Consider the following 26,537-nt stretch of genomic DNA (forward strand, 5'->3'; position numbering starts at 1 on the left):
GTATTAGGCACGCCGCCAGCGTTCGTCCTGAGCCAGGATCAAACTCTCCAAAAAGGTGTTACCTTTATTGAAAGCTGAATAGCTCAATTTCAAAGCTGACGAGATTTTGCAATCTCTTTGTTTTGGTCGATTTCTCAACCTCGCTTCTTCACTCGTTGTTCAGTTTTCAAAGAGCAATTTCTTTTGCTTACCTGCCGTCTTTCGACAGCCGGAAGACCAATATACCATGTTTAAAACTCATTTGCAACCTGTTTTTCTCAAGTTGTTGTCGCTTTTTAGCGGCGACGTTTATTAAGATACCACAGACAATATAGACATTGCAAGTTTTATTTTAAAAAAACTTCGGGGCGCCTGCCGGCGCCCCGAAATACAAGCTCGTTTATTCGCCTTGACGCTCGCGCATAAGCGGGAACAACAGCACATCGCGGATAGAAGGCGCGTTCGTAAGCAGCATCACCAGACGGTCGATGCCGATACCTAGCCCGCCCGTAGGAGGCATGCCGTATTCGAGCGCGCGAATGAAGTCATCGTCCATTTCATGGGCTTCGTCGTTGCCTTGTTCTTTTTCACGGAGCTGGGCTTCAAAGCGCTCCCGTTGATCGATCGGATCATTAAGCTCCGTGAACGCATTGGCATGCTCGCGGGCCACAATGAACAGCTCGAAACGATCCGTAAAACGCGGATCTTCCGGATTCTTTTTCGCAAGCGGAGAAATCTCCAAAGGATGCCCATAAATAAACGTCGGTTGAATCAGGGTCTCTTCGACAAACGTCTCAAAGAACTGGTTCACAATATGACCGAACGTCATATGCGGCTCAACGGGCACGTTATGCTCTTTTGCCAAACGGTGTGCTTCCTCGTCGGACATATGGACGTTAAAGTCCACGCCTTTGACCTCTTTAATGGCATCAACCATAGACACGCGTCTCCAGCCTACGGCCAGATTTACTTCGTGATCCTGATACTGAACGGTAGTCGTGCCCAAAACCTCTTGAGCGATATGAGCAATCAGCTCTTCGGTGAGCTTCATGATATCTTTGTAGTCCGCATACGCTTCGTAAAGCTCGATCATGGTGAATTCCGGATTATGGCGGGTAGAAATGCCCTCATTGCGGTAAACGCGGCCGATCTCGTACACTTTTTCCAAGCCGCCCACGATCAGGCGTTTCAGATGAAGCTCAATCGCAATACGCATGTACAGCTGCATATCCAAAGCGTTGTGATGCGTGATAAAAGGACGCGCGGAAGCTCCGCCCGCAATCGCATGCAGCGTAGGCGTCTCCACTTCCAAATAGCCGCGGGAGTCGAGATAACGGCGCATGGATTGAATAATTTTCGAACGCAAAATGAACGTCTGCTGGACGTCCTGATTCATGATCAGGTCAACGTAGCGTTGACGGTAGCGCATCTCTACGTCTTTCAGGCCGTGGAATTTCTCCGGCAGCGGAAGCAGAGATTTCGTCAATACCTCAAGCGATTTCACCTTAATGGAGGTTTCACCCGTTTTCGTTTTGAAAACGACGCCGCTTACGCCTACCATATCCCCGATATCGAGAATGTCGAAAGCTTGGTATTTAGCGGCATCAAGGGAATCTTCGCGCACGTAGATTTGAATTTTTCCGGAAATATCCTGAATGTGGGCGAAGCTTGCCTTGCCCATGCCTCTTTTTTGCATAATCCGGCCGGCAATGCTAACTTCGTGGTGTTCGGCTTCCAGCTCTTCTTTCGTTTTGTCGTTATACGCCTCGATAATTTCTTGGGCCGTATGCGTTTTGACATATTTGGCGCCGAAGGGATCGATTCCCAATGCGCGAAGCTCGTCCAATTTGTTGCGGCGAATGACGAGCAGTTCGTTGAGTTCCTGTTCTTGGCTCATGATTTCATCTCCTACGCAATTATGTTAAGTTGATGTTTCCGGCCCGTAAAGGTGGCGGTAAAAACCGGAAAAAAGCTTCCGGACGGAAGCTTTTCAAAAAGACGCTGTACGTTACTTTTTGATATCGACGATCTGATATTGAATGACACCGGCAGGAACGTTAACGTCTACTGTCGCGCCCTTCTGCTTGCCAAGAATAGCTTTGCCTACAGGGCTTTCATTGGAAATCTTATTCTGAAACGGATCGGACTCCGCTGTGCCTACGATATTGTATTCAACCAAATCGCCGAATTCAAGGTCCTTCAATGTCACGATCGATCCAACGCTCACCGTGTTGATATCCACATCGTCGTTATTAATAATCCGCGCGTTGCGCAGCATTTTTTCCAAAGTAATGATACGGCCTTCAATAAAAGCTTGCTCATTCTTCGCGTCTTCATATTCGGAGTTCTCGCTGATATCGCCGTAGCCGATCGCTACTTTGATTCTTTCCGCGACTTCGCGGCGTTTTACCGATTTCAGATGTTCTAGCTCTTCCTCCAGCTTTTTCAAGCCTTCCTGTGTAAGAATGACTTCTTTTTCACTCATTCCCAACTGATCTCCCGTCGTGTGAAAGATTTTCATATCGTTGAATCAATGCTTCCTGCTAGGAGTTAAGGTCTTATAAAAGAGCTGATTCAAGTAGTATGAATTCACTATTAGATAATATATTAGCCTCATGCCTCAAGATGACTCTCTCTGGGTACTGCGCTGCCGTTCACTTTATGCGGATTAACATTAATATTGACTGATTATATTGCAACGGTTTCAAAATGTCAATCAAAGCCAATCCTGCATCTATTTAATGAATGACAGCGGATTCTTGACCTGAGGAGGACTCGGATTCGCCGTTCAAACTATCGACATATTCATGCAAAACACGCACCATTTCGTCGCGTTTGGTCAGTTCCATGATGACGTCTTTGACGCGGGCGGAGCCTGTCATGCCTTTGAGATACCAGGCCATGTGCTTGCGCATTTCCTTGACCGCTACATGCTCGCCCTTCAAGGCGGCGAGACGGTCCAGATGGAGAATGGCGATGCGAATTTTTTCTTCGGGCTTCGGATCCGGCGGGAGCTCGCCATGAGTCAAATACTGCACGGTCCGGTACAGCATCCACGGGTTGCCCAATGCGCCGCGGCCGATCATGACTCCGTCTACGCCGGTTTGGTCGATCATCCGTTTGGCGTCCTCGGGAGTCACCACATCGCCGTTGCCGATGACGGGAATCGATACAGCCTGCTTGACTTCCCGTATAATATCCCAATCCGCCTTGCCGGTATACATTTGCTCGCGGGTACGGCCGTGCACGCTGACTGCGCTTCCGCCGCCTCTTTCGACAGCTTTGGCATTTTCAATCGCGTAAATATGTTCGGAGTCCCAGCCGATGCGCATTTTAACCGTGACCGGTTTGCTGACAGCCGCGACTACGGTCGCGATCATTTCTTCGATTTTGTCCGGCTGCAGCAGCCAGCGGGCGCCTGCGTCGCATTTGGTGATCTTCGGCACCGGGCAGCCCATGTTGATGTCGATGATATCGGCGTTTGTGTGCTGATCCACGACTTTGGCCGCCTCGACCAGCGTCTCCGTGTCGCCGCCGAATATTTGCAGGCTGAGCGGTTTTTCGCGCTCGTCCACATACAGCATTTCCATCGTGCGCGAGTTGCCGTGAACGATCGCTTTGTCGCTGACCATCTCGGCGCAGACCAGGCCGGTTCCGAACTCTTTGGCAATGAGCCTGAACGCGGGATTGCAGACTCCGGCCATCGGCGCGAGCACGACTTTGTTCGGAGCCTCCACGTTTCCTATTTTCAACATTGTAATTTCAACTCCTCTCAGCGGGTGCCTGCCGCCACCAGTTCATCCGGTTCAATATTCAGCACTTGTGAAATGTTGTGAATGATTTTGTTATCGGGTTTGCGGGTTCCCCGTTCAATAGCCCCTAATATGGCGATGGAGACGCCTAACATATCGGCGAGCTCGTTTTGCGTGTATCCCTTCAGTTTGCGAAAAGCGCGAATGCGTTGGGCTACTGTGCTTTTTTCCATAGTACAACGCCGTCCTTTCCATCCAAATTCTGTAGCTGTGCGGTAACGGCCTCCGATGCGGCATGCTGCCGCTTGCTTAGAACCTCGGAAAGAGGAACTAGCACAAAAGCCCGCTCCTGCATCCGCGGATGCGGAATGATCAAGTCGGGAGTCGCGATCCGGAGGTCTCCGTACAGGAGCATATCCAGATCGATCGTTCTTGGGCCCCAGCGCACATCGCGGGTTCTACCGAGACGTTGTTCAATAGCCAGCATAGCGGTAAGCAATTGTTCCGCAGGCAGCTCGGTAACGATTTCGATAACCATATTGAGAAAAGCCGACTGGTCCACGTATCCGACGGGTTCCGTCTCATAAATGCCCGAGCGGGACGTTACCGTTATACCCGGTTGCTCATTCAGCTCTGCGATTGCCTGCTGCAAATAGTGTTCGCGATCTTCTATATTTGATCCCAATGCGACATAGGCGATAATTCCCTGCTCTTGTTCTACGGCTGTCATTCATTTGCCCGCTTTCGGTTGATCTCTACGGTCACTCCGTCAAAGAGCACCGGAAATGGCGGATGCGGCTTGATGACGCGTACCGTCACTTCATTGATACTAGTATAAGTATGCAGCAGCTCGGATGCAATATTTTCCGACAAAGCTTCGATCAGTTTAAAAGTGCGGCCCTCGACAATCTCTTTGACCTTATAAAATACTTCCGCATAATTGATCGTATGCTCCAATTCGTCGGAGGCGCCGGCTTTGTTCAGCGGAAGCATCAGCTCGACATCGACATAAAAGCGCTGCCCCAGCTTGTTCTCCTCGGGGAATACGCCGTGATTGCCGAAAAACTGCATGCCGGCCAGTTTGATTTTGTCCATGTATTACTGCCTCCTCGGATTAGGTTCGGACGATGGCGTCCGTCATAACGGCCACCCGCTTCATTGCCCGGACGTCATGCACACGCATGATGCTGCAGCCTTGAGCGATGCCCAGAGCGACGGTTGCCGCGGTCCCTTCCACGACATCGTCTGCAGGAAGTCCCAGCGTATTGCGTATAAACGTTTTGCGGGAAGTGCCCAGCAGTACGGGATATCCGAGCGCTGCGATGGCCTCCAGCCGGTTCATGAGCCACAAGTTCTGCTCGTAAGTTTTGGCGAAGCCGATGCCGGGATCGAGCACGATTCGTTCCTTGCGGACGCCGGCATCCAGCGCCAACTGCACGCTCTTTTGCAAATCGCTCAGCACCTCGGGCAAAAATTCGACATAGTTCATGTCGGTGCGGTTATGCGTGATAATGAACGGACACCCGTATTCGGCGGCAGTTGCAGCCATCCGGGTGTCGGCCAGCCCTCCCCAAACGTCGTTGATAATATGAGCCCCTGCTTCCAGCGCCTGTCTGGCGACTTCGGCCTTGTAGGTGTCGATGGAAATGGGAACATCAAACTCGGCGCTAAGCGCCCGAATAACGGGAATGACGCGCTTCAGCTCTTTTTCCAGCGGTACCGCCGCAAAACCCGGACGCGTCGACTCCCCGCCGATATCAATAATATCCGCGCCTTCGTCCACCATCTGCCTCGCTCTGCGTAGCGCGGTATCGATCGTCACATAAGCCCCCCCGTCCGAAAACGAATCCGGGGTTACGTTCAAAATTCCCATGATGATCGTCCGCTCTCCGATCGGCAGCTCATGCCCTTTGCATAGCAACGTCTTCACTGCTGTTCACTTCCTGTCCGCCGTTGATACTCCAGCATGATTTGAACGGTCATAGGTCCGGGGACGCCTTGTCCCGCACGGAGCTGTTCCCCGCCGGGCGTGTACAGCATCGTTACGGGAACGATTTCCTGCACGGAGTTGACGAAAAATATCTCGTCCGCGCTGACCAAATCTTCCCACGTATATAAACCGTCTGCGGTGGCAAAGCCGCTCTCCTGCGCCAATTGCAGCACAAACGCCCGCGTAATGCCCGGCAAAATCCCCGTTTCGAGGGACGGAGTGTAGAGTACGGAATCTTTGACGAAAAAGAGGTTGCTCACGATGCCTTCCGCCAAGTAGCCTTCCTCGGTCAGCATGAGCCCCTCTGCGCCTGACGCCCACTTGTAGTTCTGTAGTTCCCTTTTTGCAAGAATATTATTCATGTAATGCAGCGATTTGAACCGGTAAAGCCCTTCCGGCGTATTGCGGGGCAGCTTCAGCAGCTGCAGCGCCTTGCCCTGGCTGTATACCCGCTCGTCTCGCGGAGGAAGCGGCTTGACGTACATAATCTCCGTTGGCTGCAGGTAATCGCCGGAAGGCAAGCCCAACATATCGATACCTGCAGATACCGTATAACGAAAATAGGCATCCCGAAGGTTGTTGGCCTCAAGCAGCCCGGATATCATCGTTTCGATGCGGTCCTGCAGCGGCTCATGCCTGATGCCGAGTTCCTTGCAGCCTTCCGCCAAGCGGTTCAAATGCTCCTTCAATAAAAAAGGCTTGCCTGCATACGTGCGAAACGTTTCAAACAAGCCAAGACCGTAAAGAAAGCCGTGATCATAAACAGAGACCACGGCTTGCTGTTCATCATAAATCGTGTTGTTTATACTGATTTTCATTGCCTATACGACGCTTCCGGCTGTACGGCGCAGGAAATTGCGGAGTATCTGGTGCCCGTGATCGGTAATGATCGACTCCGGATGGAACTGGACGCCTTCGATCGGGTATTCCTTGTGCCGCAGCGCCATAATTTCGCCTTCCGCCGTACGGGCGCTAACTTCCAGACAATCCGGCAGCGTCTCGGCTTTCACGATAAGCGAGTGATAGCGGGTCGCTGTAAAAGGCGACGGAAGCCCTTCGAACAACGTCTTCCCATCGTGGAAAATGGGCGATGTTTTGCCGTGCATCAGCCGCTCGGCGCGAATGACTTCGCCGCCAAAAGCTTGGCCTATGGACTGATGGCCGAGGCAAACGCCGAAGATCGGTATTTGGCCCTTGAAACGGTCGATCAGCGCAAGACTGATACCCGCTTCGTTCGGGGTACAGGGCCCCGGAGATATCAGTATGTGATCCGGCGACAGAGCCGCGACGCCCTCCAAATCGATTTCATCGTTGCGGCGCACAACAATCTCCTCACCAATCTCACCCAAGTACTGTACCAAGTTGTACGTAAAAGAATCGTAATTGTCAATCACTAAAATCATCCTATGCTCTCCTTTCGTTAGCCGCTGGGGCTAATCCTCTGCTAAGCTCGGCTCATGCTCCGCTCGCTATGTTCAATCGCTTTCCACAACGCCTTGGCTTTGTTCAAGGATTCGACATACTCCCGTTCGGGTACGGAATCGATAACGATCCCCGCTCCCGCCTGAATATGGCCCATTCCTTGCGCCGCCGCCAATGTGCGTATAATTATATTAAATTCCAAATTGCCGTTATAGTCAATCCACCCCATCGAACCCGTGTATGGCCCGCGTCTGACAGGCTCCAGTTCCTCGATAATTTCCATCGTTCTGATCTTGGGAGCGCCGGTGATTGTGCCTCCCGGGAACGTTGCGGCGATGACATCGTAAGCGTCCTTGCCCTCGGCCAATTCGCCCGTCACTTCCGATACGATGTGCATCACATGGGAATAATATTCGATAACCATGAAATCCTGAACCCGCACCGATCCGTACCGGGATATCCGCCCAAGGTCATTGCGTTCCAGATCGACAAGCATTACGTGCTCGGCACGTTCTTTCTCATTGTCGATCAGCTCGCCGGCGAGCCTGAGATCGTCCTGCTCGTCCTTGCCTCGGGGGCGTGTGCCCGCAATAGGTCTCGTGCGGAGAATGCCGTCCTCCAGCTGGACGAGCAGCTCGGGGGAGGCGGATACGAGCGAGAAACCCGCGAAGCGCAGCAGCCCCATGTAAGGCGACGGGTTGACGATGCGCAGCGACTCGTAAATCTCCTCCGGCGTCGTGCGCAGCTTGCGGCTCTGCCGGACGGAGAGGTTGACCTGGAACACATCGCCCTGGCTGATGTAAGTTTGGATGCGCTCGACGGCGCGGATGAAATCCTCTTTGCGAAACGCAGGCTGCACGCCTTCGATGGACTCGACGTCGATGTGAAGCTCGCCGCGGGGGATAAGCTCCCGCCCGTCCGGTTGTCCGCTTTCTCCATGCCGGTGGGCCGAACGGATCGAATCCCACCGGCGCAGCATTTCTTCCGTTTTCAGGCGGGCTTGCTCGTACAAACCTTCCAGGCACACTGCATCGCAACCGCCCGGAAGCAGCGAATGAACGGCAATATACAGCGACTTCTCCTGATGATCGATGATCCATACCCGGTCATATAAGGCAAAGCTGTAGTCCGGAATAGGCAGGTCGCTCAGCGCATGTTCGGGCAGCTTCTCAATCGTGCGCACGACGTCATAGCCCCAGAAGCCTACGCAGCCTCCCAAAAACTTGGGCACTCCCGCCACTTTCGGGCTGCGGTAGGGGACCATCCAGTTTTTGACCGCGTCGAGAGGCTTGGCCTGTACACGCAAAATGGCAGGAGCCGCATCAGCCCCGGGCGCAGCGCCCGATATTTCCGCATCCAAACCCGTCCCATGGATCGTGGAAAACGGCTTCAGGCCGAAAAACGTATACCGGCCGCCCTTGCCGCTTTCGAGCACGAACGAATCGGGCGAAGCTTCCTTCCATGCCTGCTGCCATGAAGCGACGCGGTCTTCACCAAGGCCGAGCTTGATAATATAAGGCAGCATCGTGTACGTGGAGGACCAGCCACGCCACTGCTCCAAAGTTGTTATGATCACGTTGCTTCCCCCTACAATTTTCCGCAGGAAAATGTCCTTTTCCGATGATTGGTTGTCCATTAGTATACTCTAACGGCTTGTAAAACAAAAGCCCTCGGCTCTGCAGCCGGGGGCTCTTCATCATGCACGGTATTAGTCTTCGAATTGGTACAGAGGCGTGCTCAGGTAACGCTCGCCGTTGCTTGGAATTACCACAACGACGCGTTTGCCGGCGCCAAGCTCTTTAGCCACTTGCAGCGCTGCAAAGATGGCCGCGCCCGAAGAAATACCGCCAAGGATGCCTTCTTCTTTGGCAACGCGGCGGGAAGTTTCGAACGCGTCTTCGTTCTCCACTTGAATAATCGCGTCGTAAATCGACGTGTTGAGGATGTCGGGAACGAATCCGGCTCCGATCCCTTGGATTTTGTGAGGGCCTGGCTTGCCGCCGGAAAGAACCGGAGAAGCCGAAGGCTCAACCGCATAAATTTTGATTCCCGGGAAATTTTCCTTCAAAACGCTGCCGGCACCTGTAATCGTACCGCCGGTTCCGATACCGGCGATGAAAGCGTCCAGCTTGCCGTCATGCTCTTTGATCGCTTCTACGATTTCCGGACCTGTCGTTTCGCGGTGGATTTTCACGTTCGCCAAGTTCTTGAACTGCTGCGGCATGAAATAAGTCGGATTCTCCGCTTGAAGCTCTTCAGCGCGGCGGATCGCGCCTTTCATACCTTCGGCTCCCGGCGTCAATACGAGTTGAGCGCCATACGCGCGAAGCAGGTTGCGTCTTTCCAAACTCATCGTTTCAGGCATGACGAGAATAGCTTTGTAACCTTTAGCCGCAGCTACCATAGCCAAGCCGATTCCCGTGTTTCCGCTTGTCGGCTCGATGATCGTGTCACCCGGCTTCAGCTTGCCTTCCTGCTCGGCCACTTCCACCATGCTGATGGCGATCCGGTCTTTTACGCTGGCACCCGGGTTTTGGAACTCTAATTTCAAATAGATTTCCGCGCTGCCTTCCGGAACTACGCGGTTCAAACGAACAAGCGGCGTATCCCCGATTAATTGAGTAATATTTTGCACTAATTTTGCCATGCGCTACTGCCCCTTCCTGAATGAGAAAAATAATTTCCGAGTTAATCAGTCGGCATTAATATATTCATCTTATCAATGCGCACTACAGATTGTCAACCGGATTTTATTCAAAAACTTACTGAAATTGGGCATCCATTACTGCCGCGCCCCATTTGGCCCGAAGCTTTTCGACAAAATCTTTCAGGGCCGGCGCCTCCTGCAGAGCCAGCTCTTTCCGAACATTATCGCGGATAAAAGATTTGTCCGGATTCGGCTTTTCCCGCCGGTCCTTCAGCCTGACGACCGCATAGCCCTTATCGACGGCCACGGGCTTGCCGGTTTCTCCGGGCTTCAGTTTTTTGGCCGCTTCCAGTACGGGAGCCGCAACAAATGGATCGTTGTCCTCGACCCAGCCCAAGTCTCCGCCGCTGTTATTCGTCGCGTCGTCCAGCGAACGGTCCCTCGCCAGGGTGGCAAAGCTCTGGCCTTTCCCCAGATCGGTCAGCACTTTGTTCGCCTGATCCTTCGTCGAAACGATGATCTGCTGGATGTTCAGCTCCACTTCCTGCCGAAACTCTTCCGGATGCGCGGCCATATAGGTATCGACTTCGGCATCCGAAATTTTAATGTTCCTGGTAGCGATCTTCTCAAGCAAAAGCTTGCTGCTGACATCTTCGCGCAGCGCTTCTTTGGTCATGCCGAGCTGGTCTTTCATCGATTTGTAAAACTGCTCCTCATTGTCGTACCCCTGCTGCATCCTTCTCAGCTCGCGATCTATTTCCGCATCACTGACCGCAATGCCCGTTTCGGTTCCTTCCAGACGCACCGCTTCTCGATCCAGCATCTGTTTGAGCAGCTCTGCGCCGTATTGGCGCTCAAGTGCCTTTTGAAGCTCTCCAATCGTAATCTCACGATTCCCTATTTTGGCAACTACCCGCTCGGTGTCGTTCTCGATGTGCTGCTGCGGCTCGGATGAATGACCTGGTTCTGGTTGGCTCTTGGAACGGGCGATCAAAAAGAAGCTGAGCACAAGAGTACATACGGCCAGGAGGCCGATGACTCCCCATAATCGCTTTACGTCCCGCATCCTGATTCCCTCTTTATTCAAAAGTCGCGACTCGCTACAGATCTATCATCCGCTGCAAGTCTTCGCGTTCATACCGGTAAGTTTCGTTGCAAAAATGGCATACCACTTCCGCAGTTCCGTCTTCTTCAAGCATTTCCCGCAATTCGTCTTTGCCCAGGCTGATCAGCGTTCGTTCCACGCGTTCCCGGCTGCATTTGCAGCGGAATACCACATTCTGGGAGTCCAAAATCTGAAGCGAAGGCAGCACCGTCTGCAAAATTTCTTCCAACGTTTTGCCGCTATCCAGCATCGTCGTGACCGAAGACAGACCGCTGAGCGCAGCTTCGATCCCCCCGATCTCTTCATCGGTGACGCCCGGCAGCAGTTGAATGACGAAGCCTCCGGAAACTTTTACCGTATAGTCGACATCCACCAATACGCCGAGAGCAACGACAGAAGGCGTCTGTTCGGACTTGGCAAAATAATAAGTAAAATCTTCGGCAAGCTCGCCGGAAACGATAGGAACGCTTCCTTTGTAAGGCTCTTTCAAGCCCAAATCTTTGGTGATATACAAAAATCCGTCTGTCCCTACCGCGCCTGCGACATCAAGCTTGCCTACCGCATTGAGCGGCAGGTCTACATCGGGGTTGTCGACGTATCCCCGAACTTCGCCTTTGGCGTTGGCGTCCACGACGATTTGACCGATAGGCCCGCCGCCTTTGACTTGAATGGTGAGCTTCTCTTCGCCTTTAAGCATAGCCCCCATCAAAAGCCCCGCAGCCGCCGTTCTCCCCAATGCGGCTGTCGTCGTCGGCGTCGTCCCGTGCCTTTGCCGCAATTCCTCGGTGATGGAAGTGGTCTGCACTGCAAATGCCCGAACTCTCCCATCCAGTGCCGTTCCTCGTATCAGATAATCGCTCATTGGTAAATCCTCTCTATGTTCATGCATTTTTTTCATAAATCATTTGCAAGCCTTGAAGCGTCAGCAGCGGGTTGACGATTTGAATCGTACGCGACTCGCTGGAAATCAGCTCCGCCAAGCCGCCCGTCGCTATAACTGTCGGATTGACCTGAAATTCATGCTTCACTCTCTCTACAATACCATCAACCTGGCCCACATAGCCAAAAATAATGCCGGCCTGCATAGCCGCTACCGTATTGCGGCCCACGACGCTTTTCGGCTTGACGAGCTCGATGCGGGGCAGCTTAGCCGCCTTTTGATACAGAGCCTCCGTTGAAATGCCGATCCCGGGCGCTATCGCGCAGCCTATCAGTTGCTGGGCAGGATCGATGTAATCGTAGGTCGTCGCCGTGCCAAAATCCACGATGATACACGGAGCTCCGTACAGCTCAAGCGCCGCTACCGCATTCACAATGCGGTCCGCGCCAACTTCCTTCGGGTTATCGACGCGAACGTTCAAGCCCGTTTTGATGCCGGGCCCTACAATATAAGGCGTTCTTTTTAAATAATGAAGGCAAAGGTTTTCCATAACGGACATCAATGGAGGGACTACAGAGGAAATGATGACGCCTTCCACATCGGCGAATGCAATTCCCGAGTGGCGAAACAGGCTGTGCAGCAGCATTCCGTATTCATCGACCGTCGCCGAGCGGTTCGTACTGATTCTCCAGTGATGAAGCAAAGAGCGCTCCTGGTACAATCCCAATACGATATTGGTGTTCCCGACATCTACAACAAGAATCATTGCGTGGTCTCCTTCCGCTCATTCAGGTCCAGACTAATGTCCAAAGCCGTTACGGAATACGTCAGCCGGCCTACGGATATAACGTCGACACCCGCTGCCGCCATCGCCTTGATCGTCTGCAGCGTAACCGAACCGGAACCTTCTACTACAATATGCGGAGCTTTGCTTTTAATTATTACAACAGCTTCCTTCATCATGTCCGGCTTCATGTTATCGAGCATGATGATATCCGCGCCTGCCTCCAAAGCTTGATGGAGCTGGTCGAAGTTTTCGACTTCCACTTCGATTTTCATCGTGTGCGGAATGTTGCGGCGCGCTGCTTGTACGGCTTGGGAAATGCCGCCGGAACCTTTAATGTGATTGTCTTTGATCATAACCGCATCATACAGCCCGAAGCGATGGTTATGCCCGCCTCCGACGCGCACCGCATATTTCTCGAGCAGCCGGTGTCCCGGTGTCGTTTTCCGCGTATCGACAAGCCTTGTCGGCAGTCCTTCGAGCGCATTCACAAATTCCCTCGTTCTTGTCGCAATTCCCGACATCCGCTGCATCAGATTAAGGCTCAACCGCTCGCCGAGCAAAATGCTTCTGGTATTGCCTTCCACTTCTGCTAGAACAGTCCCTTTATTAACAGACGATCCTTCCACGGCTTTCGGTTCAAACCGAAGCGAAGGATCTACTTCCGCGAAAACGGCCCGGGCAATGGGCAAGCCGCAGACGATGCCGTCTTCTTTGACGTGTATAATCCCTTTGGATTCGTGTTCCAAAGGGATAGTATGCAAAGTCGTCACGTCGCCCGTGCCGATATCTTCTTCCAGCCACAGCCGAATGTTCTTGCGAATCAGCTCCATATTGACATCCAACATGCTAAATCCACTCCTCAACCCTATCTTCCCCGTGCTTGAATACAATATGCTTCGCCCAATGCCGGTCATCCCGCTCCGGAAAATCTTCGCGGTAATGCCCGCCGCGGCTTTCCTCCCGCTGGAGGGCGGCCATCGTCGTAAGCAGCGCGCAATTCAGCAAATTGGCGAATTCGTATTCTTCCCGCTTGCTCATAACGGTATCGTAAACCGGCAGCTGCCGGGCGAGCTCTTCATAACCTTTTTGCAAACCTTTGGCCGAGCGTTTTAGCCCCGCATAACGAAGCATTACTTTTTGCAGCTTCAGCTTTTTCTCGACAACCGCTTGCTTCGGATTCTCGGTTCTTGGCAATTCCGCCAGAATCACCGGATTTCCTTCCAAAGGAGGAAGCTCGCGGATGCGTTCGATAATGCGTCTGCCGAATACGATCGCTTCCGAAAGCGAATTGCTGGCCAGTCGGTTCGCGCCGTGTACACCTGTAGAGGACACTTCGCCGCAGGCAAACAGCCTGCGAACGGCTGTCTCTCCGTACAAGTCCGTTTTGACGCCGCCCATCATATAATGCGCGGCAGGCGCTACGGGGATCCAGTCCGTGCTGAGATCCAGACCGTATTGCACGCAGTATTCATAAATGGTCGGGAAGCGGTGCTTGACCAATTCTTCCGTTTCATGCGTGATATCGATATAGACGAATGTCGACTTTGTTTGCTCCATCTCATCGACGATGGCGCGGGCTACGACATCCCTCGGCGCAAGCTCCAGTTGGGGATGATATTTTTCCATGAAGCGCTCCCCTTTAATGTTGCGCAAGTATGCGCCTTCACCGCGCACCGCCTCGGAGATGAGGAAGCGCGGAGCGCCCGGGTAGCACAACGCAGTAGGGTGGAATTGGATAAATTCCACGTCCTGGATGTGCGCGCCGGCGCGGTAAGCGATCGCGATGCCATCGCCGGTGGCGATGTCCGGGTTCGTCGTGTAGCGGAACAACTGTCCCGCACCGCCGGAGCACAAAATGGTTGCGTTGCCGCGCACGAATATCCGCTGACCGTCAGGCTTTTGCACGAGGGCGCCGTAGCACTCCCCCTCATGCGTAATCAGGTCGATCACAAAATGATCGTCCCAAATCTCGATGTTCGGATCCTGCTTCGTCCGCTCCGACAAGGCCCGAACGATCTCGGCGCCGGTCGCATCGCCGTGCGCATGCAAAATACGGCGCTGGCTGTGAGCGCCTTCTTTGGTCAAAGCGAACTCCCCGTTCTCAAGATCGAACTGGGTGCCCATCCGGATCAGGTCCTGAACCCCGTCCGGACCTTCGTGGACAAGCACGTCGACAGCTTCGCGGGAGCAAAGCCCCGCGCCTGCAATCAGCGTGTCCTGCATGTGGTATTCCGGAGAATCCTCATCCGAAATAACCGCGGCTATGCCGCCCTGCGCGTATCGCGTATTGCTGTCGAGCAGCGACTTCTTCGTGATCATTAGCACTTTTTTGTTCTCGCTTGCCCGGATCGCAGTAAACAAGCCCGCTATGCCTGCGCCAATTACAATGACATCCGTCTGTATATGCGGAATCGAATCTAAATCTACGTCTATGAGATATCTGGGTATCATGCCGGTTCACCTGTCTTTTACAAAGTGACCCCGCAAAGCCGAGCAAGCCCTGGAAGCTTGTCCCGCTGCTTGGCGGGGGTACAGAAACACGGGTTTACAAGAGAGTAGCGCATGCTACTTCACTTGTAACATGCGCTCTAGGGATAATCTTGCTTTATCGGCCACATCTTCCGGAACGTAGATTTCCGGCTGCATCGTTTCGAGGGCGCGAACGATTTTTTTCAAATTGTTCACCTTCATATTAGGACAAACCAAATATTTGGTAGCAAAGTGAAACTGCTTATTCGGACTATCCTTTCTCAACTGATACCCTGTTCCGTCTTCCGTACCTACGATGAATTCCTGGCAATCCGATTCTTTGCAATATTTAATGATCGCGGTCGTACTTCCGACAAAATCGCCCAGCTTAACGACTTCGGGCCGGCATTCCGGATGAACGACGAATTGGGCGTTCGGATGCTGCGCTCTCATTTCTTCGACATCTTTGACGGTCAGCATATCATGCGTATTGCAGTAGCCTTCCCAGATAATAATTTTTTTGCTTGTGAATTTTGATACATAGTCGCCCAAATTTTTATCCGGTACCCAGATGATCTCATCCGAATCTACCGAATTGATGACATTCACGGCGTTGGCCGACGTGCAGCAAATGTCCGTCTCCGATTTCACGTCCGCGGATGTGTTAATGTAGGCAACGACTTTCGCGTTCGGATGCTGGCGCTTCAAAGCCCGGAGCCCTTCCACGTTGACCATGTCGGCCATCGGACAGCCGGCACGTTCATCCGGAATAATGACTCTCTTGTTCGGCGCCAAAATCTTGGCGCTTTCCCCCATGAAATGCACGCCACAGAATACGATTACATCTGCATCTGTTTCAGCCGCTTTCTGCGCAAGCAGAAAGGAATCCCCCCGGAAATCGGCTACTTCCTGTACTTCGTCCCGCTGATAATAATGAGCAAGAATGATGGCGTTGCGTTCTTTCTTCAGCTGCAGCAGCCGCTCTTTCAATTCGCGGTTCTGCTCCGCTTTTCTTTCCAAGGCTAGAGCCTCCATGAGTGCATCCTCCCCTATGTGGGACCTGATATGTCTCGTGCTAGTAGTATGATCTAATTGTTCTGAAAATAAAGATTTACACCTAATTTACACATTACAGCATCCCCTGTCAATGCGCAAATATGTCGAAAAAAACGAAAAAATCCGGGTACACCTCATGTGTACACCGGATTTGCAAATTGGTATGGCTCGTTACTCTTCGGAAGAGTCCGGTCCTGCCTCTTTGTCTTTATCCTTTTCGAACTCAAGCTTGTTGCTTTCGCTGGATTGACTTTGGCTATGGATGTTGACCTTCACTTCTTCATCCTCTGAAGTAGGATCAAGCGAGCCTTTTTCCAGAAGGTTAATGATTTCGTCCTTGTCGAGCGTTTCTTTCTCAAGCAGCGTCTTGGCGACCAGGTGGACCTGATCCGCATACTTGGTCAAAATTTCGCGGGCGCGTTCGTAGCAATCGCGAATGAAACGCTGCATCTCCTGATCGATTTCGTAAGCAATCGCATCCGAATAGTTCTGCTCATGTCCGATATCGCGGCCCAAAAACACTTGGCCTTGACTGCTGCCGAACTGCATCGGTCCGAGCTTGTCGCTCATGCCGAATTCCATAATCATGCGGCGGACGATTCCCGTCGCTTTTTGGAAGTCGCTGTAAGCTCCGGTGCCGATTTCGCCGATATACAGCTCCTCGGAAACGCGGCCTCCCAGGAGGCCCGTGACTTTATCCAGCAGCTCGTTCTTCGTCTGCATCATGCGGTCTTCGCCTTCTTTGGGCAGCATCATTACATAACCGCCGGCGCGTCCGCGCGGAACGATTGTAACTTTGTGCACCATGTCGGCGTTCTCCGCATAGTAGCCGATAATGGCGTGGCCGGCTTCGTGGTAAGCGACCATGCGTTTTTCGCTATCGCTGATAATGCGGCTTTTCTTTTGCGTACCGACGATGACGCGGTCGAAAGCTTCCTCGATTTCCGCCATCGAAATGTCCTTGCGGTTGCGTCTTGCCGCGATCAGCGCCGCTTCGTTCAACAGATTTTCCAGATCAGCGCCTGTAAATCCGGTTGTATAGCGGGACAAAGAGTCCAGCTTGACGTCTTTTGCCAAAGGCTTGTTGCGCGCATGCACTTTCAGCACCGCTTCGCGGCCCTTCACATCCGGGCGGTCTACCGTAATTTGACGGTCGAAACGTCCTGGGCGCAGCAGCGCCGGGTCAAGAATATCGGGGCGGTTCGTTGCCGCGACGATGATAATGCCTTCATTCGCGCCGAAGCCGTCCATCTCTACGAGCAATTGGTTGAGCGTTTGTTCGCGCTCGTCGTGGCCGCCGCCTAATCCGGCGCCGCGTTGACGGCCGACTGCGTCGATCTCGTCGATAAAGATAATACAAGGCGAATTCTTCTTCGCATTCTCGAACAAGTCGCGCACACGGGATGCGCCGACACCGACGAACATTTCCACAAAGTCGGAACCGGAGATGCTGAAGAAAGGAACGCCGGCTTCTCCTGCTACCGCTCTGGCAAGGAGCGTTTTACCTGTTCCCGGAGGCCCGTTGAGCAGGACCCCTTTCGGAATTCTTGCGCCTACGGCTGCAAACTTGCGCGGATCCTTGAGGAATTCCACGACTTCCACCAATTCCTGCTTCTCTTCGTCGGCCCCCGCCACATCTTCGAACGTGACGCGCTTTTTCTCTTCGTTATATAAGCGGGCACGGCTTTTGCCAAAGTTCATGACTTTGCCGCCGCCACCCTGAGCCTGATTCAGAAGGAAAAAGAACAGGATGAAAATAATGACAAACGGAATAATCGAGGTCAGGAAGCTGATCCATACACTGTCCCTTTCCATCGTTTCATACGCTTCGGTAGGAACTCCGTTAGCCTCAATGAGCTGCACGACCAAAGGTTCGTAAGGAGCATGCGTCTCAAAATTTTTCTTGTCGGCAGTTGGAGGATTGATGTACTTACCTTTAACCAAATACGTATATCCGTCGAATTTCAACGTAACGGACTCTACGTTTTTGTTAATTACCGCTTGGCGGAACTTGTCGTAAGTAATTAAATCCTTCTGTTCGTTTTGGGTACTTATAAAATGAACGATACCTACCGTAACCAAAAAAATAAGCAAATAAAAACCGGTATTCCGGATAATTCGATTCATCCCCAACCTCCTCTCGAACGGCACACTTTTTTTATTTTACCACATCCTGGCGAAGCATCACAACAAAGCCGGTTTGGACAAGCCAATGGGACGTGATATTAGCAGTTATAGATCTCGGGCTTCAATATACCGATAAAAGGAAGGTTGCGATACTTCTCAGCGTAGTCCAGTCCATATCCGACGACAAACTCGTCCGGCAGCACGTATCCGGCGTAATCCGGTTCAAGCTCTACCGTTCTGCGCGCAGGCTTGTTGAACAAAGCTACGACCGAAATGGACAGCGCGTTGCGCCGCTCCAATACATCGATCAGGTAGCTGAGCGTCAGGCCGCTGTCGATGATGTCTTCTACGATGATAATGTGGCGCCCTTCGACCGGTACATCCAGATCCTTGATGATCTTGACGACCCCTGACGACTTGGTCGATTGTCCGTAGCTGGACACGGCCATGAAGTCGAGCTCAAGAGGCACGGTGATGCGCTTCACAAGATCCGCCATGAAAATAAAGGCGCCCTTGAGAACGCAAATTACGAGAGGATTTCTGCCTTCGTAATCGCTGGAGATCCGCTCCCCCAATTCCTTGATCTTGTCTTGAATTTGTTCTTCGCTGTAAAGAATTTCCTGAATGTCGCTGTACAAGGATGAACCTCCTAGTTTATATTATGAAACCTTATAAATTTACATTCTGGACGAACGAAATTTACTCTGCTAATTCAGCATCAGCTTCATATGAAGCGCGCGCACTGTGTCCTCCCGGATCAAAGCATGCCCCGACCTTCGAAAGCCTGCAATCCACAGTACCTGGCCGGATGCATCGACAAGCAAAGGGATGGCGTCGCGCCGACTAGGCGGCATTTTCGCATCAATGAACATATCTTTTACCTTTTTGGACCCGTTTAAACCATGAGGTTCAATGCGATCCCCTGACTTTCTGCTTCTTAGAACAAGCGGCAGCTCGACCCGATCGAGATCGAACCACGCCTCCATGACGGGCGAATGCGCCCCGCCTTGAAAATCAGCGGTTTTCACTTGATAGCTGAGCCTCGCTCCGGCTTCAGGCAGCGGCAGTTCGCCGGCTTCCGAAGCTTCCAGGGGCAGTTCGTACGCAAAAGCTGCAGAGGCCGGAGCCTCGCGCTGAAATCGGACGGTATCATATTCCTTCACAAAATAAAGCTGTTCATGAACGGCCATAACCGTGCAGGGCGAACGATCCTGCAGAATGGCTTGGCGAATCGCTTCCATTCTTGAGAAATCGTGCCTTTCCGTCCATGAAGAAAGATAGTTTAATATTAGTTTAATCAAACGCCTTTGTAAAGCAATGTGCAGCTGGACAAAATCCGGCTTGGCGAACCGGCAGGAGCTCGGCTGCAAGGTTACGGTCCGCCTCAAAGCCTCAGCGGCCTCTGCTTCCAAATAGTCGTCTTCGGCCTGCATCATTTCCGCCAGACGGTTCAATGCTTCGGGGAGCTGCTCGTTGTATTGTCCCAGCATCGGCAGCACATCAAGCCGTACCTGATTGCGAAAATATTTGCGCGAATCGTTGCTGCTGTCCTGGCAGTATGCAAGCCCACGCTGCAAACAATACTGCACAAGTTCTGATTTGTATATACGTAAGCAAGGACGAATCAGTTCCACTTTTTTTTCGCGCCGGCGTTCCGGCATTCCGGCAAGCCCCGACGGGCCCGTGCCGCGCAGCAGGCGCATCATGATCGTCTCCGCCTGATCGTCCGCATGGTGGGCCAGCGCGATCTGCTGCGCCCCGTATTTTTCGGCCACGGCATGCAAAAATTCGTAACGCTTCTCGCGCGCCGCGGCTTGGGCATTGAGCATGCTCTCCTCGATGTAGGCCGGCACGTCAATGCTGCCGATTTCGCACGGGAGGCTTAAGGCTGCAGCCAATTCGGCGACGTAGTCCGCCTCTTCGTCGGATTCGGCTCCCCGAAAGCGGTGGTTCACATGCGCGACGATCAGCTTCCAGCCGTAGGTACCCGAAAGCGCAAAAAGGACATGCAGCAGCGCCACGGAATCAGGTCCGCCTGAAACCGCAACGACAACCCCATTTCCCTGGCCGATCAGATGCTTATCGTTAATATTTTGTTCCACTTTGGCTACAAGATGTGTGTCCATTCGCCGTTCCTTCCTTTTGCCCCATCCAGTTCCTACCAATATATATAAAGGGTCGCTCCAAAAATAAATAAGGAAGCCGCGAAGCATATTTTCAGCCACGGCAGTTTCATCGATTTGGGAGCCAGTTTCCTGCTTGCGATCAAGCTGGTCCAATATCTGTAGGCTTCTTGAGAAGTGTTCATTTGACCGCCGAGCGCTTTATACAAAAAAGGGGCGATGTGGACCGCAGCCGGATTCTCGCGAATGATGACATACAGCTGTTCCAGGTCGCGGTTCTGCGGAATGGTTTGCGGAAAGGCGGCAAAACGATTTTTGCGGTCCAATGCTTTTAATAGAAGAATTGCAAATGAAAATAAATCGTAGCTCTCTTCCGCACTCCGCTCGCCCGCCATCCAGAAGCCCCGGTCGTATACTTCGGTCATCTGTTTGATCGCTCTGCCTTTGGGCGTCACTCCGCCGAAATCGATCAGGTCGACATCGCCGTAACCGGAGACGATCATATTCTCCATCTTCAGATCGCCGAACACATAGCCGCTTTTGTGCAGTTCGGTCAGCTTCTTAAGCAGTTTGGTGCCGATCACATAAATCCAATCCTGCCCATACTTATGTAAAAAGTCCGACATCGTCATGCCCTCGATATAACGCATAACGCTGAAGGGGATTTTTTTTCCCTGAACGATCATATCGTCGACATCGACCAAAAAATTTTTAAACGACGTTTCCGTAAGCGACAAGGCATGCAGCGAATTGATCTCCGATTGATGATCGACCGTTTCGTACCCGGCTTTAAGCGCATATTTCGCCCCGCCCCTGCGGACAAGAGCTACAATGCCATTGGAGCCGGCGCCTAATAAACGTTCTACATGGTAGACACGGCCATTCCATTTACCATGGATTTGTGTTCCCGGACGAAACGCGTCCTCATACCACGTAGTCACTCAACATCCCATCCTCGGCCTGTTGTGGACAAGGTTTCCCCGTTATAAACTGCAGCGTTTGCAGCAATGCGGGACCTGTCGGAGTCGTACCCTTCATGTTTATTTTATAGAACATCTTGTCCAGATTTGCAAGTTCATTCGTCCAGCCCAGATCCATTTCCCATTCTTCGCCGCGATTTTTCGTTGCCGGAAAGTGGAAAACTGCAAGCTCGCTTTTACCTGAGCGGGCTCTGAGACTGAGCAGCAGGTCGCGGATCGCCTCGCGGACGGCGGCCAGCTTAGGCTTCATGCTCGCGCTTGCGTCGATCAGCAGAGCGACCTGCAGAGAGGACGTTTCGCTCATTTCGTCGATCACTTGCACGACTTCGGCGCGCTTCGGCGGCGGGAGTTGTTCCAACTGGTCATGACCGAGAATATGCTGCAATTCTTTGCCGACGGCTTGCTGAATCGATTGGGTGACCGTTTTTCTCGTCATCATCTGGACGGTTTGGGACAACTGCTGCGAGTTCACGATACGGCTCATACCGCCTCCTGCCAAGGCAATCTCTCTGATCTCCTCCGAGCCCAGCATGCCCAGCTCCCCTTGATCGACGACGCCGATCACATTGACCGTAACTCCTTCGGCATGCGCTTCCGCAGCCGCTACAACGGGACTGACTCCCACATTCGAGCATCCGTCCGTAATAAGCAAAATTTGTTTCATCATGATCACCAGCCTCCCGGGCAAAAGAAAAGTTCGCTTTCCAGCTGTCTGTCCAAGGAATGCAGCAGAACGTATGTGTATGCGAAATGACGGATTTTATGCGGCATGAGCGGCAAATAAGCAGTCATTTCGGACAGACTTCTAGCAGCCTTTACTTCTAGTTTTGCCACGAATGAGAGAGTCTAATCATAGAAACGGGAGATTATAGCGGTATTTTACAACGATCCGATGATCGGCTGATGCAGCAAAAAGCCGGCCCCGGTCGGCCCCTGCGAATAGGGACCGGTAACCCGGACCAGCCTGTGTTGTTTTTATATGATATGTGGCTCCTCCTTTCGCTATCAGCTCACCGTCTTCGGGCGTTCCAGGCGCGTAAAACCCGGCCAGCGGAAAGTCGCCCATTCCGGCTGGTGCTTCTCTACCCGCGCCACGACTACAGTCATATCATCCTGAATATCGCCGTGATGATGGCGGAAAATCCGCTCCAGCAAACAATCCGCAAAATCCTGCGGCACATTCGTATCGATCTCCTGGACCATGCGCTTCATCCACATCTCTTTGTTGACGGCATGGCCCGGGGCGTCGTATATCCCGTCGGTCATCATGATCAGGATGTCGCCGGATTGCAGCGGAATGGTCACGAGATCCACCTCGATGTCCTGCACGATGCCAACCGGCAAGTTGCTCGCCGAGATCATCATCACTTCACTGCCGCGCTTAATAAAGCTCGGCGTCGACCCGGTCTTCACAAACGTCGTATTCGCGTTGTACATATCGACCAAAGCCATGTCGACGGTCGCGTACATCTCGTCGGAGGAACGCAGCATCAGCACCGAGTTCAGCGACTTGATCGCGAGCTTCTCGTCCATGCCCGACTGCAGCAGCTGCTGCAGTATCGTCAGCGCCGCCTGGCTCTCCGCCCTGGCGCGCTCGCCGTTGCCCATGCCATCGCTCAGCGCCACGGCGAACTTGCCGTTGCCCAGCTCCACCGTGCTGAAGCTGTCGCCCGAAAGCAGGTCGCCGCCCTTGGCTGCGCCGGCGACGCCGGTTTCGACCTCGTATTCCTTGGCGGAGCCGAATACGACTGTGCTGTAGCCTTCGCCGCGCTCATGCATTTGCTCGCTCTTCACGGCGACGTTCTCGCCGAGAATTTCGCTGAGCAGCGGCGCGATGATTTTGCGGCATTCATCAAATCCTTTCGTATATTGATGGATGATTTCGATGTCGACATTCCCTTCGTCCAGGCTGATAATGTCGATGCTGTGAATGGACAAGCCGAGCTCTTCGAGCGCATTGCGGATTTGCTCCTCCTGAAGGAACAGCTCCTGTCCTTCGCGTTTGATTTCTTTGGCCAAGTCCTCCATTACCTGGGAAACACCTGAAAGCTGATCCGCAACCAGCTGGCGGCTGTCGAGTATTTGCTTTTTCCAGTGCAAATCGTTTTTATAGAGGCCGTATTGCTGCTTCATCACTTCCAGCACCTGATCCGTGCGAATACACATTTTTTTCCACTCGGGCAAAATATGCTTCTTCGTCATATCCCCCTTCGCCTCAATACTTGACATCATATCGGTCATATAGGTGTACGTCTGATAAAATTTCTGATCCCAGCACTGGCTTTTTTTCCAGCAAGTTTCGCAGGTCTTTTGCGCCACGGCATTCATAAAATGCCCCACGTCCTCCTCCTTGCGAACCTCGGCGTTTTCCGTAGTAATCAGCTTGAAACTGCGGGACAGCTGCCGAAATACTTCCGAAAATTGCTGCACGCGCCCGGCCGTAATATCCCGCACCCGCCTGGCGTAGTCCTGCTGGGATTTCAAATTTTCCTGCGTGCCGGGCACGTATTTGGCGAGTATCTGGATAAAGCCGCGCGGAGTCAGCAAAAAGAGCGCAACTGCCGCCAGCGATTCCCACGTGGAATTGATCATATCCCGATTCGTTCCCAAATAGATCGATAAAATGGAGGAACCCAGCAGCATCCCGAAAGCCACAGCCAGACGGTTGCCCTCCTTGAGCAGGCCGGCCAGCATACCGGAGAAAGCAAGCAGGCTCATCTGGTAGATGGCGCTGCTGTTGGCCAGACTGAGAATCAGCCCGGTAATGACACCGACGGAAGCTCCGAACGGCGCCCCGCCCACCAGCGCGAACAGGAGAATCAAGTAACGGGACAGCACGTGCTCTAAAGTAACGGGGCCGATGAACCAACTGACCGTTCCCGTCATGACGGAAGCGAGCAAAATGATCAGACAGATGATTTCTTCGTGTTTTAAATGATAATTTTTGCGGGTTAGCGTGAAAACCGGTATCGCCTGAATGAAGATCAGCGTCAGCACCAGACTGAGCACCGATTCTACGGCAATCATGGCGACCGAGTACCACGTCAGATTGGAAACAACCATAGCGGCGAACAGTTGCACGAGAAACGTGGAGGCGAACACCTGCAGCGGGGCCAGCGAAATATCCGTTCGCTCGTATTTTTCGCAAGCTTTTTGTATGAGTAAAAAGACCAGCATCTCGGTGACAATGTAGCCCGAATGAGGGCTCAGCGAGAGCAGACTGCCTGCAAAGACGGCAACTCCCACCCAATGCAGCAAATCTCTTCTTGTGAAATAAATGACGGCAAAAAACGCAAGACCAAATGGCGACAGTTGTTCCAGAATCATCGCTCTTCCGAGCAGGAAACCCATCACTATGAGCAGCAGCGCCCATTTCTTGGCAACAAATGCTTGTACGAACCGATTCTCAAGTGCAGCACTGCGAGTTCCTGTTTTCGCCTTATGCCAAAATCCCGACCAATGTCCGCCGATTGATGTGATAACGTTTCTTCTCTGCATGTTCTTAACACCTTCCATTCGCTCTTATTGTTTCTCTAGTATAGAGACAATCTAGCAGAAAGTTTGTCAGAATGAGTTGGTAGAGTAAAAGAAATTTCCGACAAGCCCCGTCAGCTTTGTCGCCAGCCCTCAGCCCAAGCCCAGCCTTGCTTTTTCGGGTTCTTGGCTCCGCGAAAAGTCTTTTTCGCCCGAACTTTATCCTTGCGTATGCGGAGGATTTCCGTAAATTGATGTCGACTGCAGGCTCACCCCGGCGCGGGAACGCTTGCTAGAAAACCCGAACTCCATCATGTCAGATCCAAACTCTGGAAACTATCGAACGATCAACCCCAATTGGACCCGGCGCTGTACTATTAGACCCGGCACTGTATTAGGTGCAACGGTATACCACTAATATGTGCCCCTGGATGAGCGGTAATTTGGTGATGATATGCGGTATGGTCGTTTGCCGGTACCAAAAATGGCGCGCCCGAGCCGCTTCCACGACGGCAAACCACCCGCCCGCGAAGCAGCGGCTAGGCAGCCGGAAAAGCCGCGAGGGTGAGATTGCCGAAAAACTCGAGCCTTAAGAGTTGGTCCATCTCTACTTGGGAACGCGAAGAAAACCTGCAAAAGTGCAGGTTTTTTTCGCAAAAGTGGTTCGTTTTGGCGAAAAGCCTGCGATTGTGCAGGAATTTTCCGCGAAAATGAATCTGAACCTAGATCCGCGGCGAAAAGCCTGCACATTTGCAGGAATTTTTCGTAGTCAGCGTATCCATCGCGCAAAAACTGTACTTTTGCAGGCTTTCTTCGCGCATTAGGCAGATTTGTGCAATCGGCTCTGGCATGTGGGTTTCTGGGCGCCTGAAATCTGTGGGGTTCTCTACTCATGCTTTCGCACCGCGCGCAGCTCCCAGATAGATTTGTGTGACCAGCTCTGGCGTATGGGTTTCTGGGCGCCTGAAATCTGTAGGTTTTTCTGCCCATGCTTTCGCACCGCGCACAGCTCCCAACGCGCGGTGTTTCACCGCAGACGGCGGTCGGTCGGACCACATTCCACGCAAAAAAACCACACCCGCCGTAGCGAATGTGGTTTTGGTTCATGCTATATTAATCTCTTCTTCCGCCTCTTCCACCACGTTTGGACTCGGTGTTCTTCTTCAGAGACGAAATCCGCTCTTCACTGTCTTTTAGGAAACGGGACACTTTATCTTCGAACGAAAACGGCCGACTGCCGCCCTGCTGCTTATTGAAGCCTCGACCTCCACGGTCTCCGCCGCGATTGAATCCTCCACCGCCTGGAGGGCCACTGCGTTCGCCGCCACCCGGACGATTGCCTTGAAAGCCTCCGCGATCTCCGCCGGGACGTCCTTGATAGCTGCCGCCACCTTGTCGTTCAGGGCGAGCCGGTCTTTCCTCAACAGGCTTATCAATCGTCTGCTTGATCGACAATCCGATCTTTCCATCCTTGTCCACGTTAATCACTTTGACCGTGACCTTGTCATCCAGCTTTAAATGGTCATTAACGTCTTTCACATAATTGTCTGCAATCTCTGAGATGTGAACAAGACCGGTAACTCCTTCAGCAAGCTCGACGAATGCTCCAAAGTGAGTAATCCCTGTCACTCTTCCCTCTAACTTGGTGCCCACTTCAATTGCCATAAAGTAAAATGTTCCTCCCTTAAAATGTTGAAAACACTGGCTACGCCGATTATAACCGATGCGCAAATCTCGGTCAACAAG

Annotated in this window: 24 protein-coding genes; all 24 read right to left on the reverse strand. The window is 52.6% G+C overall.

The genetic code is table 11. The features are described 5' to 3' along the window. Positions 1-379: 379 nt before the first annotated feature. Complete coding sequence (lysS, locus tag AC3G2T_RS32655) at positions 380-1,876, reverse strand: lysine--tRNA ligase (RefSeq protein WP_488438116.1); 1,497 nt, start codon at positions 1,874-1,876, stop codon at positions 380-382. Positions 1,877-1,987: 111 nt separating this feature from the next. Beyond that, complete coding sequence (gene greA, locus AC3G2T_RS32660) at positions 1,988-2,464, reverse strand: transcription elongation factor GreA (RefSeq protein WP_474686957.1); 477 nt, start codon at positions 2,462-2,464, stop codon at positions 1,988-1,990. 253 nt (positions 2,465-2,717) lie between these two features. Beyond that, positions 2,718-3,734: a tRNA dihydrouridine synthase DusB gene (gene dusB, locus AC3G2T_RS32665; RefSeq protein ID WP_474686958.1), complete on the reverse strand. Its 1,017-nt coding sequence runs from the start codon at positions 3,732-3,734 to the stop codon at positions 2,718-2,720. 17 nt (positions 3,735-3,751) lie between these two features. Beyond that, positions 3,752-3,964, reverse strand: a complete 213-nt coding sequence (locus AC3G2T_RS32670) for a helix-turn-helix domain-containing protein (RefSeq protein WP_474686959.1) — start codon at positions 3,962-3,964, stop codon at positions 3,752-3,754. Further along, the gene (gene folK / locus AC3G2T_RS32675; RefSeq protein WP_474686961.1) at positions 3,946-4,461 is read right to left on the reverse strand and encodes a 2-amino-4-hydroxy-6-hydroxymethyldihydropteridine diphosphokinase; all 516 of its coding nucleotides are present in this window, start codon (positions 4,459-4,461) and stop codon (positions 3,946-3,948) included. Before folK ends, AC3G2T_RS32670 begins: the two co-directional genes overlap by 19 nt. Continuing rightward, a complete protein-coding gene (gene folB, locus AC3G2T_RS32680) occupies positions 4,458-4,826 on the reverse strand; it encodes a dihydroneopterin aldolase (RefSeq protein WP_474686963.1) in 369 nt (122 codons plus the stop codon). Before folB ends, folK begins: the two co-directional genes overlap by 4 nt. 19 nt (positions 4,827-4,845) lie before the next feature. Further along, positions 4,846-5,604, reverse strand: a complete 759-nt coding sequence (gene folP, locus AC3G2T_RS32685) for a dihydropteroate synthase (RefSeq protein WP_488438144.1) — start codon at positions 5,602-5,604, stop codon at positions 4,846-4,848. Positions 5,605-5,657: 53 nt separating this feature from the next. Continuing rightward, entirely contained in the window at positions 5,658-6,539 is an 882-nt protein-coding gene (pabC, locus tag AC3G2T_RS32690; protein ID WP_488438117.1) for an aminodeoxychorismate lyase, read from the reverse strand. Between the two features lie 3 nt (positions 6,540-6,542). After that, positions 6,543-7,124 carry an aminodeoxychorismate/anthranilate synthase component II gene (gene pabA / locus AC3G2T_RS32695; RefSeq protein ID WP_488438118.1) on the reverse strand — a complete coding sequence of 194 codons (582 nt, stop codon included), beginning with the start codon at positions 7,122-7,124 and terminating at the stop codon, positions 6,543-6,545. 41 nt (positions 7,125-7,165) lie between these two features. Further along, complete coding sequence (locus AC3G2T_RS32700) at positions 7,166-8,719, reverse strand: anthranilate synthase component I family protein (protein WP_488438119.1); 1,554 nt, start codon at positions 8,717-8,719, stop codon at positions 7,166-7,168. Between the two features lie 132 nt (positions 8,720-8,851). Further along, a complete protein-coding gene (cysK, locus tag AC3G2T_RS32705) occupies positions 8,852-9,790 on the reverse strand; it encodes a cysteine synthase A (protein WP_488438120.1) in 939 nt (312 codons plus the stop codon). A gap of 115 nt (positions 9,791-9,905) precedes the next feature. After that, a complete protein-coding gene (locus AC3G2T_RS32710) occupies positions 9,906-10,856 on the reverse strand; it encodes a peptidyl-prolyl cis-trans isomerase (RefSeq protein ID WP_488438121.1) in 951 nt (316 codons plus the stop codon). A gap of 34 nt (positions 10,857-10,890) precedes the next feature. After that, positions 10,891-11,757, reverse strand: coding sequence for an Hsp33 family molecular chaperone HslO (gene hslO / locus AC3G2T_RS32715; protein ID WP_488438122.1), 867 nt, complete (start codon positions 11,755-11,757; stop codon positions 10,891-10,893). A gap of 19 nt (positions 11,758-11,776) precedes the next feature. Continuing rightward, positions 11,777-12,541 (reverse strand): type III pantothenate kinase, encoded by a 765-nt coding sequence (locus AC3G2T_RS32720; RefSeq protein ID WP_474686976.1) that lies wholly within the window; start codon positions 12,539-12,541, stop codon positions 11,777-11,779. Continuing rightward, a complete protein-coding gene (nadC, locus tag AC3G2T_RS32725; RefSeq protein ID WP_488438123.1) occupies positions 12,538-13,407 on the reverse strand; it encodes a carboxylating nicotinate-nucleotide diphosphorylase in 870 nt (289 codons plus the stop codon). Before nadC ends, AC3G2T_RS32720 begins: the two co-directional genes overlap by 4 nt. Before the next feature lies 1 nt (position 13,408). Then, entirely contained in the window at positions 13,409-15,013 is a 1,605-nt protein-coding gene (nadB, locus tag AC3G2T_RS32730; RefSeq protein WP_488438124.1) for an L-aspartate oxidase, read from the reverse strand. A gap of 114 nt (positions 15,014-15,127) precedes the next feature. Beyond that, complete coding sequence (nadA, locus tag AC3G2T_RS32735) at positions 15,128-16,066, reverse strand: quinolinate synthase NadA (protein WP_474686979.1); 939 nt, start codon at positions 16,064-16,066, stop codon at positions 15,128-15,130. A gap of 192 nt (positions 16,067-16,258) precedes the next feature. Beyond that, a complete protein-coding gene (ftsH, locus tag AC3G2T_RS32740) occupies positions 16,259-18,214 on the reverse strand; it encodes an ATP-dependent zinc metalloprotease FtsH (RefSeq protein WP_488438125.1) in 1,956 nt (651 codons plus the stop codon). A 98-nt stretch (positions 18,215-18,312) separates the two neighbouring features. After that, entirely contained in the window at positions 18,313-18,852 is a 540-nt protein-coding gene (gene hpt / locus AC3G2T_RS32745; RefSeq protein ID WP_474686981.1) for a hypoxanthine phosphoribosyltransferase, read from the reverse strand. A 69-nt stretch (positions 18,853-18,921) separates the two neighbouring features. Further along, entirely contained in the window at positions 18,922-20,340 is a 1,419-nt protein-coding gene (gene tilS / locus AC3G2T_RS32750) for a tRNA lysidine(34) synthetase TilS (protein ID WP_488438126.1), read from the reverse strand. Between the two features lie 32 nt (positions 20,341-20,372). Continuing rightward, positions 20,373-21,278: a protein kinase domain-containing protein gene (locus tag AC3G2T_RS32755; RefSeq protein ID WP_474686983.1), complete on the reverse strand. Its 906-nt coding sequence runs from the start codon at positions 21,276-21,278 to the stop codon at positions 20,373-20,375. Beyond that, complete coding sequence (locus tag AC3G2T_RS32760; RefSeq protein ID WP_488438145.1) at positions 21,262-21,981, reverse strand: vWA domain-containing protein; 720 nt, start codon at positions 21,979-21,981, stop codon at positions 21,262-21,264. Before AC3G2T_RS32760 ends, AC3G2T_RS32755 begins: the two co-directional genes overlap by 17 nt. Positions 21,982-22,322: 341 nt before the next feature. Beyond that, positions 22,323-24,815, reverse strand: coding sequence for a stage II sporulation protein E (gene spoIIE / locus AC3G2T_RS32765; RefSeq protein ID WP_474686984.1), 2,493 nt, complete (start codon positions 24,813-24,815; stop codon positions 22,323-22,325). A gap of 1,089 nt (positions 24,816-25,904) precedes the next feature. Next, a complete protein-coding gene (locus tag AC3G2T_RS32770; RefSeq protein WP_474686986.1) occupies positions 25,905-26,456 on the reverse strand; it encodes a S1 domain-containing RNA-binding protein in 552 nt (183 codons plus the stop codon). Positions 26,457-26,537: the final 81 nt, after the last annotated feature.

The sequence above is a fragment of the Paenibacillus sp. sgz302191 genome, from assembly GCF_057749925.1.